This is a genomic window from Haliscomenobacter sp. (assembly GCF_041740695.1).
Lineage (GTDB): Bacteria > Bacteroidota > Bacteroidia > Chitinophagales > Saprospiraceae > Haliscomenobacter.
The window spans coordinates 1-13,633 of the sequence record NZ_JBGSLK010000006.1; the positions used below are offsets into that span (position 1 = coordinate 1).

Sequence of the window (13,633 nt, forward strand, 5' to 3'; positions counted from 1 at the left end):
GGGTGCTGAAACCTATGCCCGAATTCAAGGCTTCATTAGTACCTGTCGTAAGCATCAACTCAATGTTTTCAATGAACTTCGTGCTGCTTGCAGCACCCAAATATATGTCGCGCCCTTCGGGCGCTAAATAGTTACAAAAAAACATGATAATCCATTGATATTTAATACAAAAAAATCAGAATTCAATTTCAACTAATGTCATGGCAAAGAATCTTTTCCTGTTTATTTTCATTTTTCTGACTGCCTGTGAGAAACCCAAAAAACAGGGCCTACTCACCGATTCTCCCGCACCGCCACTAATCTTTACCAGGCACAAGTCACTTGAAAAATTCCTCGATAGCCTCGTCCAAACTTCGGACATCACCTATGCGCAAACTGATCCATTGTGCAGCGCGGATACCTTTGCGTTGGGCAATAACAACTTTCGCATCGTTAAAACACTAGGCGACATTAGGCAATACTACCATTATTATGATTGGGAAAAAAGGGGCCCTTTTGAGAATACAGCGGATAGTTGCAATAGTGTTTTACAATTTGGTAGTCATAAATGGGCGGGGCATTGTCAGCTTCATATGGAGTTCCCGGAAAATGCTGAGTTTACGTTCAACCACAGCAAGTTTATCTATCGATTGGGTGTACCCATGAATAATTGTATAGGGAGGATGTGTCGGGTACTTTCTTACCCTGTTTTTGCAATCACTGGGCAAGACACCAGTTTACAGGTATTTACCAATGTTGAAGATGTAACTGGCCTCAGATATGGTGATGTTAACGGGGATAAATGCCTTGATTTTCTAGTGATTGACAGCGGTTTTTCGACGGAAATTTTAAAAAAATTAGTCCAAAGAAACAAAGAACTGACAGGGTTAGATTGCTCAGATGATCAATGTTATAAAATCACCGCACTTACCTTTAGAGATGGTAAATGGACGGAGCTGAAAGATCGGAATGGAAAACCGTTCTATTTTTTAATCTGGTTAAACGAAGCATTAAACCCTGAATCTGGTTTCCAGTTGTTGGATGCGTATTGGGTGGATTAAAAACAAGTAGTGATATTTTCAAGATTCGCTCATTGACACAGGAAGGCAGACATGCCTCAAGAAAGTTTTAGATATTGTTTTTAAAGGCATTGCTGATCCAATCTTTTTTCTTGGATTTGATAATTTTTTGCTTTTTAGTCATTACGACTGCCATTGTAAATACCATCTTATTTTAATCTTGTGACTGATTGCTTATCATTCTACCTCCGTAATGATTTGCACACCTTTCCAAAAAGCAACACGATTTTTAATTTCTTTTGCCGCTTCTGATGGCTCGGCGTAATACCAAACTGCATTTTCATTTATTTTGCCATCGACTTCCAACGAGTAATAATTAGCAAGCCCCTTCCAATGGCAACGTGATTGATGACTACTCTCTTTTAAAAATTCTTGTCTGACGGATTCCATTGGAAAGTAATGGTTCCCTTCGACTACTACTGTTTTGTCGCTTTGTGCGATGATTTGATTATTCCAAATTGCTTTGTGCATAGATAAGGATTTAAAGCTTTAAGTGCTGTTTTTTCAATTCTGGTAAATGTTGCCCCTCAAACCTCGCCATGTATTTACTGTAAATTTCGTTCTTTCAATTCTTTCTTCAGCGCTTCATATTGCTTTGGTTTTTTCAAAAAAAGATAAATCAAATACAAAGGAATCAATGTGAAAAAACCCCAAGCGTTCGCAGCGATACTGTAAACTATTATTCCGGCTAAAAATCCAATGAAAAATGCATCGATCATGGGCGATGGCTTGTTCGCTTTTGCTGCTTCTAGCAGCTCTTCGTCGCTTAATTGAGATAGTTCTTCTTTGCTCATTTGTGTTTGTTTTTTACCATAAATTAGCCAGGCAGCTTCGATTCTTTTTTCCCCTCGGTTTCAATGCGCTCCCAAATCTCCTTCAATTCCAGATTCTCTTTTTCCCCTCGCTGTTTTGCCGCTGCTTTTTTGGCAAAATCCAATCGATCATGCGTAAGGGGGTGTGAGCTCAGGAACTTCAGGAACTGGGGTTCTTTTCCTGCTTCGCCTTGCAGAGTGCGGAACAAATCAACCAGGCCCGATTGCGAGATGTGGTTTTTTTGCAGCACGGCCAATGCCTCTTCATCGGCCAGGTGCTCCAATTTGCGGGAGTAACTCAGGTTGCTGAGCATTTTGGCATTGTCCATCAGTACTGCGGTGACGCCATTGACGTCCGACAGGAGCAAGGAAACAAACAAGTAGGTCGAGAGGCTGCGCATTTGCGCTTTGATGCTGTGGCGGAGCTTCACGTGTCCTACTTCGTGTCCCAGCAAGCCGGCTAGTTCTTCGGCAGATCCCATTTTGTCCAGCAGGCCTGAAAAAATGACAATGCGGCCACCCGGTAAGGCAAATGCATTGACTTCGGCAGACTCAACAACGGTAATCCTGATCGGATAGTCGGTTTCAAAATCTACCTGCTGCGCAAAACGATTGACGAGAAGAGAACGTTTAGCATCCTCCTGAGCGGTAGTCATAAAAACTTGATAGGCATTCTCGCCCAGCTTGGTCTCAAAACTACGGGGTATTTGCCCTGCGATCAAAGATGCACTGTTGGGTACGATCACGAAGGCAAACAAGGCAAACAAGAGGACCGTCAATGCCACCAAACCAGCCATCACTTTCCAGCCTCCGGTCAGTACACGATGGTAGTTTTTGTTGACAAATTCCAGGTTCGGATATTTTTGCTTTAAATCATCAATGAACGTGGGGTCTTCAATTTCAACGCTTTGGTGCGGAAAATCGCCATAATGGAAAGTATTTAGCGCACTCCCTGTATCATTTTGCTTGATCTGATCAATTTCCCAACGGGTGGACTGTTCTTCACCGTTTTCATCCCGAAAGATCAGTTGCCAATGGCTGTCTCGCAGCAGGAGAAAAGCATTCCTGCTGCGAGAAGATTGGCCATCGTAATATTTTACTTCGTATTCGTACATATCAAACGATTACATCATGCCCATGTCCAATGCATCCATCAAATCATCGCCAGTGGCATCGCGGTAGTCTTCCTCGGTTTGCTGAATGGCTTCAGGGTTGAATGCGCCATCCAGCACGATGTTGTCAAAAATGTATTTGATGTTGCGGATTATGATCCATGGTGTGGCAAGCCCCAAGGTAATCGCCATCAAAATGCCATTGACAATGACCAAACCAAAATAATTTCCTCCAGTGAAGCTTGTTTTGACCTTGATCGTCGAATCGTCCTGGTGAATACGGATGTTGGAAAATTGAAACTTCAGGCGGTCTTTCATCCACCAGAAACTATAAATTCCCAGGGTAATTATGGTCAGCAAATAGCCCGCCAGATTGAGTCCAAACCAATCGGTGCCATCTCCTCTAAAAGAAAACTGCACATTGCCAAAACGGATGTTTTGGATCAAGTAGCGCCGTACTTTCATCTCGAACCAAAAGCTGTAAATGCCAAAAGTAACCAGGGTCAGCAAAAAGCCAATGATACAAATGCGGATCAGTTCAGAAAGATTTCCGCGATAGCCAAAGTGAATTCCCCGCCAGGACGTGCGCGACATCCGATAGCGGAGCGCGCCATGAATGGCTATGGGCGTTAACAACGATATACCAGTGAAGAAAATCAGGAATCCCAAAAGTGTGAACAATGGATTTCCCACCCACATAAATAGAAATAAAATCAAATAAAGGCCGCCAAAAATGCCTAATGCCTTGATAAATCCGAGGAACATTTCTTTTCCAGTGCCGTGGAAAGTGAACCTGCTGCCTTCAAACTCAGTTTCCTGATAAAGGTATTTCATTGTTGCAGCACGCGCCCAAGGGTAGTATAGCCCGAGGGTAATAAGGGTCAGCAACATGTTCACAATAAAAATACCAAAGAGCTTGGAGCCTTCGCCCCAGAAGTCCAACTGGCGTTGTTGTTCATCAATAGTTTCCATAATTCTATTTTAGGTTTTAAATGTATAATCTAATCCATTTGTCAACAAATATAGCTTTGTTGTATAATGATTGCAAGTAGTTTACTATTAAAATTTATCCTATCAATAAAGCATCAAATCAAAAAAAGCCTTTCACCCAAACCGCTCCGGCGAAAACATCCCCAAATCCACACTCACCTTTTCTTCCTCCGCCAATTCCGCCACCAACTTACCCGTACCCGCCCCAAGGCTCAAACCCAACATCGAATGCCCAGTGGCCACGATCACATTTGGCGTTTTTTGTAGCCGCCCAATGTAAGGCAGTCCATCCGCCGAGCAAGGGCGATAGCCGTACCAAATATCCTCTGCTTTGGGCTGTTCCAATTTCAATTGTGGGAAAAATTCCCGTGCGGATTGTACGATGCCTTCCACTCGTTTGTAACGCGGTGGGGTGTTGATGGCGGTAATTTCCATGGTGCCGCCAAAACGAATCTGCTCTTCAAAAGGACTTACTGCCACCCGCCCTTCGGTAAGGATCACCGGGCGACGCAACGGGAAATCGGAGGCATTGGCCAAAAAAGAATATCCCCGGCCAGCGACCAGTGGTAAGCTCAAATCCAGTTTAGCCGCCATTTCCCGACTCCAGGAACCTGTAGCCAATACCACCAAATCGGCGTTATGCGTTCCTTTATCGGTTTGTACCTGAGTAATGACCCCGTTCTGTTTGGTAAAGCCGGTCACCTCGCTATCTGCCTGTAGTTCTGCCCCATTTTTTAGCAGGTATTCTTCCAGATTTTGCACCAATTGTTCGGGATTGCAATGCGCATCGCAGCGGAACCAGGTGGCCCCGAGGATGTTCATTTCCACATCGGGTTCGATGGCTTTTACGCCGTCCTTGTCGAGCCATTCGGCGTCGAGACCCAAATCGCGGGCAATGGCAGCGGTTTCCTTGGCGTGGTGGACGTTTTCAGCCGTTTGTACCGCTTCCAACATGCCGTCGTGGGCATAAAAAAAGTCGAACCCAGGTTCTTTTTTCAAGTCCTCATAACAGGCCATGCTGAACAAGGCAATGTCCCGCAAGGGCCGTGCCGAAGCCTGCACGTGCTGAGCCGTAGCGCTGCGCATGAACTGGATGCCCCATTGAATCAGTGGCCAACTCAAACGCGGTTGCACATAAAATGGACTGCGTGAATTGAGCATCCATTTCAGACCTTGCGACACAATCCCCGGCGTAGCCAAGGGCACAAAGTGGCTGGGACAAATGTATCCGGCATTGCCCGTAGAACAGTTGTTGCGGCGGTTCCCTTTGTCGATGACCGTTACTTGCCAGCCCGCGCGGCTCAGGTAGTAGGCGGAACTAAGGCCGATGATGCCGCCGCCGATGACTATTGCTGTTTTCATTCTTAGTTGAGGAAAGTTGAGGAAGGTTGAGGGAGGTTTAGGAAGGTTTAGGCTACCGCAGCGATTTTGACAATGTCCTTGTCTAAGTCGCTGCGGTAGCCTAAACCTTCCTAAACCTTCTCAACCTCCCTCAACCATTAAATTACTTGAAACCCATACGCATACGGATCATCTTCAGGATCGATGCTAATGGTATTGTAGCCATAAATCCGTGCCCAACCTTCGATGCTGGGGCGAATAGCTGGTTTGCCCGCCAGGCTGGTTTCTTCTTCAATACGGCCAATGAATTGGGAGCCGATGATGCTTTCGTGGACAAACTCATCGCCCTTGTGCAACTTGCCCTGCGCGTACCACTGCGCCATCCGCGCCGAAGTACCCGTGCCGCAGGGGGAACGGTCGATGGCTTTGTCGCCATAAAAAACCGCATTGCGGGCGGTGGCATTGGCGTTAATGGTTTTGCCTGTCCACTGGATGTGGCTACAACCGTTGATGGTAGGGTCTTCCGGGTGCACGAAGCTGTACTGGGCGTTGATGCGTTTGCGCAATTCACGTGCCCAGGCTACCAACTGCTCGGCAGGGTAATGCTCCAGGCCGGGGAAGTTTTCCTGCACATCCACAATCGCGTAATAATTTCCTCCGTAAGCCACATCCACGGTAATTGGGCCCAAACCAGGGCATTCCACCGGGAGTTTTTCGGCATCCAGAAAGGATTTTACATTGGTCAAACGGACACTTTTGACCTTTTTGCCTTCTTGTACGTAGGTGATCTCGACCAACCCAGCGGGCGCTTCCATACGGATTTTGCCCGGCGTTTTGGGATTGATCAAGCCATGTTCCAATGCAGCAGTAATGGTGCCAATGGTGCCGTGGCCACACATGGGCAGGCAACCGCTGGTTTCGATGAAGAGCACCGCCACGTCGTTTTTGGGGTCGTGCGGTGGGTACAGAATACTGCCACTCATCATGTCATGCCCCCGTGGCTCAAACATCAGCCCCTTGCGAATCCAATCGTATTCGGCAAGAAAATGCTGGCGTTTTTCACTCATGTCTTTGCCCTCCAGTTGGGGCCCGCCGCCAGCGACCAGGCGCACCGGGTTGCCGCAGGTATGGGCGTCAATGCAGAAGAAAGTCCTCATTTGTGAAGAGTGAAAAGTGAAGAGTGAAAAGTGAAGAGTGAAGAGTAATGAAATTCATTTGCACCATGAAAAGCGGTTGGTGTATCTGCTTTTCACTCTTCACTCTTCACTTTTCGCTTTTCACTTTATAAATTGTCCGTCTACCCATCTCCAAATCCCCAGTGGATTATTGTCTTGCAATTCCATGGGCAATAAGGCAGCTGGATAATTTTGATAACAAATCGGGCGAGCCCAACGCTTGATGCCGTCGGAACCAACTGAGGTAAAGCGACTATCGGTGGTAGCCGGATAAGGGCCACCGTGTTGCATGGAAGCCACGACCTCAACCCCCGTAGGTACCCCATTAAAAATCACCCGGCCCGCTGTGGCTTGGCCCAGCTCCACCAGATCGGCATTGGCCAATGCGTCAGCCTCGGTGGCCATGAAGGTTAGGGTGAGTTGTCCTTCTAAATGCTCCAGAATTTGGGCAATTTGTATTTTTGATTGGCACTTTACCACCAAGGCATAAGGGCCAAAAACTTCTTCATGCAATTTGGGGTTGGCCAAAAAAGTCTCGCCATCCACCAGGGCAATGGTTGCCGTTGGTTCGATGCCAGTCACCTCTTTTTCCGTTTTGCCCAAAACACCCAGGCCGGGTTGTTCCAGGGCGGTATTCAAGTTCTTTTGAAAAGCCGCATGAATACCTGCGTGCAACATTGGCATGGTTGGTAAAGCAGGCACTTCGTGGCCAATGGTGCGCAGGAAAACGTCAAGTGCTTCGCAGTCTTGAGCCAGGATCAAGCCGGGCTTGGTACAAAACTGCCCCATCCCCAAGGTAAAAGAAGCAGCCAGTTGTTTGGCCAGCGCTTCGGGTTGTGTGGAGAGGATTTCAGGCAACAAAATCACCGGATTGATGCTGCCCATTTCGGCAAAAACAGGAATGGGTTGTTTGCGTTCCCGGGCGTAGTCAACCAGCGCCATACCACCCCCAAAAGAGCCGGTGAAACCAACCGCTTTGGTATGCGGATCTTGCACCAGGGCTTTGCCGATGGCAAAATCGGTGCTTTCCACGTGCTGAATGGTATGTTCAGGCATGCCACAAGCGGCAATCGCTGCCTGCATCGCGCTAAAGACCAAGGCCGAAGTTTTGGGATGCCCGGGATGCCCTTTGATCACCACGGTACAACCAGCAGCCAAGGCCGAAGCCGTATCTCCTCCGGCAGTAGAAAAGGCCAGGGGAAAATTGCTGGCACCAAAAACAACCACTGGCCCCAGTGGATTGAGCATTTTGCGCAAATCGGGGCGAGGGGGGATTCTTTCGGGCTGGGCGCTGTCGATCACGGCTTCTACCCAGGAACCTTCGCGCACCAGATTGGCGAAGAGCCGGAGTTGATTGGCCGTACGGCCACGTTCGCCGAGCAAACGGGCTTCAGGCAGATTGGATTCGGCCATGGCGGTCTGAATCAAGGTATCGCCTAAAGCCTCAATTTCACTGGCAATACGCTCCAAAAATTCGGCGCGTTCAGCAGTGCTTTTTTTGCTGTAAATGGGGAAAGCCGTGGCGGCTTGTTGCATGGTTTGTTTGTTCATAGTTTGGTGGTTGAGGAGAAGTTGATAAGGTTGATGAAGGTTGAGGAAGGTTGAGGCTTCCGCAGCGATGTTGACAATGTCCTTGTCTAAGTCTCTGCGGCAGCCTCAACCTTCCTCAACCTCCCTCAACCTTCTCAACTAGAACTTATGGTCTTGCCGCGATTCCATCCCGAATCACCTTCAAAATGCGGTCTCTTTCCGCACCTTCTAGTGTCAAACGGGGGGCGCGTACGTATTCGGAGCCAATCCCCACTTCTTGTTCAGCCAGTTTGATGTACTGTACCAGTTTAGGGTGGAGGTCCAACTCCAACAAAGGTAAGAACCAGCGGTAAATGGTCAAGGCTTCGGCCAACTTTCCTTCCTTCACCAGTCGATAAATGGTGCAGGTCTCTGCTGGGAAGGCACAAACCAAGCCAGCTACCCAACCATCGGCACCCAAAACGAGTTCTTCCAACGCCAGGGTATCTACTCCACACAGGATTTTGAGGCGATCGCCAAAGCGATTGACCAGTCGAGTCACATTAGAAACATCACGAGTCGACTCTTTGACGGCGGTAATGTTTTTTTCTTCAATTAAAGCGGCAAACATGTCCAGCGTGATTTCAATCTTGTAATCCACTGGATTGTTGTACAGCATGATGGGTAGGTCGGTAGACTGGGCTACGGCGCGGAAAAACGCGGTGGTTTCGCCGTCGTCGGCTTTGTAGCGCATGGGGGGCAAAAGCATGAGGCCATCGGCACCCCACTGTTGGGCCAATTGAGCCTGGCGCACTGCCTCGCGGGTAGAGCCTTCGGCAATGTTGAGCACGACTGGCGTTTTGCCTTCCAGTTTTTCCAACGAAAATTTGACCAAAGTTTCTTTTTCGGCTTCGGTGATGGTGCTGGCTTCACCCAAGGAGCCGCCCAAAATGATGCCATTTACGCCACCATCTACCTGTGCTTGCAGGTTTTTGGCGAACAATGGCAAATCCAATTCATCCTGACTATTGAATTTGGTGGTAAGCGCCGGAAACACGCCCTTCCATTCAAATGCGTTCATGTGGTAATTTTTGACAAAAATAGTGGCCGAAAGGATAGGGGGATTGATGTAGATTTGCTAAAAACTAACTTTTTTTAACCAAATATCCTTCCTTAACTGTATTTTACTGGCAAAAAACGTTTTGTCTTGAAAATTATCCCTTTTACCATTCCCGTGAGTGGAGAACAGTCCATCATTGTGCAGGAGGATCGGGAACCTCATTTTTATCCCCATTTACACCAGCACCCCGAAATACAAATTACTTGGATAAGGGAAGGGAACGGCAATTTGCTGGTAGGGGAGCAGGTGCATCGTTTTGAGGCAGAAGCTATCTTTTTGATTGGGGCCAACCAGCCTCATTTGTTCAACAGCGATCCGGTTTATTTTGAAGCAGATTCCAAGTTGTCGATTCATGCGCTCACCTTATTTTTTGATCCAATCAAAATGGGTAAAACGCTAGAAGCTATTCCTGAATTGAGCGGAATGGCTGCATTGCTAAGTGGATTCGACCGTGGAATTAAGGTAGGCGAAAGCACCAAAGCCCGGGTCATTGAGTTGATGTTGTGGATTCAGGCTGCTCATACGCTGAAACGGGTGGCTTTTTTTCTAGAACTACTAGAGTGTCTACATGCCGAAAAAAATCCTTTTTATCTGAGTCAACAAACACCATTTGTTATTTCGGAAAGTGAAGGCCAACGGATGAGCGCTGTATTCCAATATTTGCTCAAACATTATGCCGATGAACTGAATCTGGAAAAAGTAGCCGCGCAAGTCCACCTTACCCCACCCGCTTTTTGCCGTTATTTCAAAAAACATACCCGCAAAACCTTCACCGTTTTTCTCAATGAAATCCGCATCAATGCTGCATGCCGGATTCTCAAAGAGGAACAGCAGCGTACTGTGGCGGAGGTCGCTTATTCAACGGGCTTCAACAATATTCCTCATTTCAACCGCACCTTCAAGCGGGTCACTGGGCAAAGACCCAATGATTGGCGAAAAGAGAAGTTTCGATGATTTTGTAAAAATTGTTACGATACATAGATACTTTTCACACAAATGACGACGTTAACATTTCATTAAATCCAGCCTGCCTGACACTTTTTCTATTTTTTCCAGCCAAAAAAATTCCACGAAGCATAAGCAAGAATTAGCACAAACATGCTATGTCCTACTGCCATTGGCATAGCCCCCATAACCTTGCAAAAAACCATTGACATATGAGAACAGTTTTATTACTCTTGCTATCCAGCATGCTTTGCTGGCAGTTATCTGCCCTGGATGGCCCCAAAAACCACCCTATCAAGCCGCCGGGCTATCTGAGCTTTTTTATGCCCCTTGATAGCACGGCCTTCCCGGTAAGTGTAGCGAATGTGAAAGCCCGTTTAATCGACACATTGGTTTGTGTAGACGTCCTTTCCGTTAACTTCGACACCATTTCCGCCCTACAGTACACAGTGAAATTCGACACTTCCTTTCTACAATTCAAACAAGTTAAGATCGCCCCTGATAGTGCCTTGACCGATCTCACGGAAGAAAATTTTAATCTACAACCCAATGGGAGCTCAATCGCTCTGGTCTATTCCAGACCTGATAGTGTTGCGGGCTTGACAATTCCTGACAGTACTACACTGTACCAACTCTGCTTTAAACCGTTGAAAGTCGGTACTTCAGCCATCACCTTTTCCACAACTGACACCACCCTGGTACTGAACCCAAGAGGTGTGAAGCGTGAATTCAAAGGTGAGGCCGGATCGGTTGAAATAACTGCTGATACCATCACACCACCTCTACCACCTACCTGTAGAGATACAGTAATTAACCGTACCATTGCCGTTTGTATTGGTCCGATTGGTATCGACACTACTCAGCTGGTGACTGCTGGCGGATGTGATAGCACTATTATCGTGACCAGAGTAAGAGCTACTTCCACTGCGCCACGCGATACCGTAATTTATACTACCATTTGTGAAGGACAAACCTACACTGTGGGTGAAAATGTATTCCGTCAGGCCGGTACTTACGTTGTCAATCTGCTTACGGAAGGAGGTTGTGATAGTCTGGTACAACTTGCGCTGGCAGTGAAACCCATGTTAGGCGTTACCATTTCTGGCGAAACCAGCATTTGCGATGGAGATTCCACCTTAGTGACGATTTCAGGTGGTGCTGGTTATATTTGGAGTACTGGTGCTACTACTGATTCGGTACGGCTCGGCCCTGGTACCTATACCGTAATGGTTAAGGACACCACGGGTGGCTGTGAAGGAACGCGTACCGTAGTGATTGGTTCTTCTTCACCCAAACCTCAAATTGAGGCGGATACCATCAGAGCATGTTCAGCAACAGACCTGCCTGTTATCACCGTAAAAGCAGATTCTGCTTTTACCGTCAACTGGTATGATGTGCCTACTGGAGGTACACCGCTGGCCACCGATACGCTGAGTTTTAAGCCGTCAAAAGCAGATACCTTCTACGTTGAAGCGATTGATTCTTCAGGGACATCAACCTGTGCCAGTACGGAACGGACTGCCATCGTAGTGCTCATCGACAGTACCCAAACTGTTGGGTTTACGGTTTGCCCCACTGACATTATAACGGTAGCTCCTGCGGGTCAAACCTCGGCGGTAGTAACCTGGAACGCGCCTACTTTTTCAAGTGGTTGTGATAGTACCACCGCGGTACTGAGTAGCAACTATGAGCCTGGTGATACCTTGGCAGTGGGTACAACCAGCATCAGGTACGTTCTTACGGATACAAGTGCCAACAAGGTTATTGACTCTTGTATCTTCAAAGTAATCCTGGGAACAGACACAATTATTACTCCGATCCCAGTCGATTCGCTCACCTTCTTTATAGACACGAGTGGAGTGACCTTTACCGACAGCACCATCACTGTGCCGGTTAAAGTACTTAATTTCGACGCGGTACAAGGATTTCAGTTCTCGCTCTCGATACCGGATAGTCTGGCCACTTTTGTTGGATTCATCAGTGACACAGCGGCGCTCAGAGGTGTAGAGAATTTTGCGTTCTCTTCTACTGTTCGTACAGTCAATTGGTTTGACGCACAGTCTAATGGTGTAACCCTGGCGGATAGCACGACCATCTTTACCTTACAAATCAGTAGAGATTCGGCAAGTAAAGAATGTATCCCGGTTCAGTTCAAAAATGAACCATCCAAGATCATTGCGACCAAATCTTCTTTGACCGAAATTATTCCAACGACCATCGACGGAGTAGTATGTCCAGACACAACAACAGTTCCGCCAATAGATACCACTGGGCCAGTTAGAATAGCTGGAAAAATTTACCGTGAGGACAGTACTGCGGTTAAATTTGTAACCGTTGACATCAGTCCGGATAGTCTGGCTTCGGTCATTACTGGGATCACTGGCGAATATGCATTCGATTCCTTGGTTTACAACCGGAACCATACCATTCGGCCCTCTTTGGATTCTAACCATTCTGGTGGGGTGAACATTTTGGATGTCGTGTTGATTCAGCGACATATTCTGGCCAAAGACACTTTGGACAGTCCTTACAAGTGGATTGCTGCCGACGTAAACCGTTCTCGAACAGTTACTGTAGCGGACATTTTAGACATCCGTCGTTTGATTTTGGGTGCGCTGGATTCATTCCCCAATAGCCCCTCCTGGCGCTTTGTGCCAGTGAGCTTTAAGTTTCCGGATAGTGCGGCCAATCCATTGACCGTTCCGTTCCCAGATTCGATCTCCTTTACGGGTTTGAAAAAGGACACCCTGAACAATGACTTCATTGGGATCAAAGTAGGTGATGTTAACCTGAGCAAAGATGCCCAGTTGCGCGCCGAAGAGCCCATGGAAATCATGATGGCCAACCGCGCATTTGACTACGGCGAAAAACTGGTAGTTGATGTACGCGCCAGCGATCTGGGTAAATATGCAGGGTATCAGTTCGATCTGGGCTTTGACCGCGAAACCCTCGATTTTGTAGGGGTAGAAGCGGGTGATGTGCCCGGAGTAGACCGCAATACTTTCAATTTGAATGCCGTAGCTGAGGGCCATATTCCAACGCTGTGGTATCAAACCGGAGCATCTTTGCGCAGTGCCGAAAATCCCGTATTGTTCAGGCTTACGTTCAACACCCGCAGAGCAGGTGAAGTAGCTCAAGCAATCTGGCTCAACCAACAAGGATTTGCTGGCATGGCCGTCAATCAGGCTGGGCAGGCACAGGTCATCAAAGCACGCTACACCGATGCTGCACTCAAAGTGGATTTGGGCAAACGCAATGCCATCAAAGCATTGGGCGTACAACCCAACCCATTCAGCGATCAGGCTTTGATTCGCTTCAAACTGCCTACGGATTCACGCACCACTTTGTCGATCATCGATGCTGCTGGTCGTGAAGTATACCGCGAAGCCCGCAATTTGTCAGCAGGAGTTCAAGAATGGACAATTAATGGCAACACCTTGGGCCAAAATGGCGTTTACCACTATCGAATCCTGACCGCTTATGGCGTATTGACGGATAAGGTGATTTTGACGAAATAATCATAGTGCATTTCGGGGTTTGGTCAGAATCTCGAAGCTTTAAAAAGCTAAAG

The 13,633-nt window shown here is 47.4% G+C and carries 11 protein-coding genes; 3 read left to right on the forward strand and 8 right to left on the reverse strand.

The features are described from left to right. Positions 1-200 precede the first annotated feature (200 nt). Positions 201-1,040 carry a hypothetical protein gene (locus tag ACEW9O_RS00800; protein ID WP_373548209.1) on the forward strand — a complete coding sequence of 280 codons (840 nt, stop codon included), beginning with the start codon at positions 201-203 and terminating at the stop codon, positions 1,038-1,040. A gap of 195 nt (positions 1,041-1,235) precedes the next feature. On the opposite strand, the gene ACEW9O_RS00805 is transcribed toward ACEW9O_RS00800, so the two are convergent. The 8 genes from ACEW9O_RS00805 to ACEW9O_RS00840 form a co-directional block, all read right to left on the reverse strand. Then, positions 1,236-1,529, reverse strand: a complete 294-nt coding sequence (locus ACEW9O_RS00805; protein WP_373548210.1) for a DUF427 domain-containing protein — start codon at positions 1,527-1,529, stop codon at positions 1,236-1,238. A 74-nt stretch (positions 1,530-1,603) separates the two neighbouring features. After that, positions 1,604-1,852 carry an FUSC family protein gene (locus ACEW9O_RS00810; protein ID WP_373548211.1) on the reverse strand — a complete coding sequence of 83 codons (249 nt, stop codon included), beginning with the start codon at positions 1,850-1,852 and terminating at the stop codon, positions 1,604-1,606. 23 nt (positions 1,853-1,875) lie between these two features. Continuing rightward, positions 1,876-2,985, reverse strand: coding sequence for a M48 family metallopeptidase (locus ACEW9O_RS00815; protein WP_373548212.1), 1,110 nt, complete (start codon positions 2,983-2,985; stop codon positions 1,876-1,878). A 9-nt stretch (positions 2,986-2,994) separates the two neighbouring features. After that, positions 2,995-3,954 carry a YjgN family protein gene (locus ACEW9O_RS00820; protein ID WP_373548213.1) on the reverse strand — a complete coding sequence of 320 codons (960 nt, stop codon included), beginning with the start codon at positions 3,952-3,954 and terminating at the stop codon, positions 2,995-2,997. Between the two features lie 132 nt (positions 3,955-4,086). Then, a complete protein-coding gene (locus tag ACEW9O_RS00825) occupies positions 4,087-5,334 on the reverse strand; it encodes an NAD(P)/FAD-dependent oxidoreductase (protein ID WP_373548214.1) in 1,248 nt (415 codons plus the stop codon). Between the two features lie 137 nt (positions 5,335-5,471). Then, positions 5,472-6,470, reverse strand: coding sequence for a 4-hydroxyproline epimerase (locus ACEW9O_RS00830; protein ID WP_373548215.1), 999 nt, complete (start codon positions 6,468-6,470; stop codon positions 5,472-5,474). A 120-nt stretch (positions 6,471-6,590) separates the two neighbouring features. Continuing rightward, on the reverse strand, positions 6,591-8,039 hold the full coding sequence (locus ACEW9O_RS00835; protein WP_373548216.1) for an aldehyde dehydrogenase (NADP(+)): 1,449 nt from the start codon (positions 8,037-8,039) through the stop codon (positions 6,591-6,593). Between the two features lie 145 nt (positions 8,040-8,184). Further along, the gene (locus ACEW9O_RS00840; RefSeq protein ID WP_373548217.1) at positions 8,185-9,078 is read right to left on the reverse strand and encodes a dihydrodipicolinate synthase family protein; all 894 of its coding nucleotides are present in this window, start codon (positions 9,076-9,078) and stop codon (positions 8,185-8,187) included. A gap of 126 nt (positions 9,079-9,204) precedes the next feature. On the opposite strand from ACEW9O_RS00840, the gene ACEW9O_RS00845 reads away from it, so the two are divergent. Further along, positions 9,205-10,071, forward strand: coding sequence for a helix-turn-helix transcriptional regulator (locus tag ACEW9O_RS00845; RefSeq protein WP_373548218.1), 867 nt, complete (start codon positions 9,205-9,207; stop codon positions 10,069-10,071). 203 nt (positions 10,072-10,274) lie between these two features. After that, positions 10,275-13,580: a cohesin domain-containing protein gene (locus tag ACEW9O_RS00850; protein ID WP_373548219.1), complete on the forward strand. Its 3,306-nt coding sequence runs from the start codon at positions 10,275-10,277 to the stop codon at positions 13,578-13,580. Positions 13,581-13,633 lie beyond the last annotated feature (53 nt).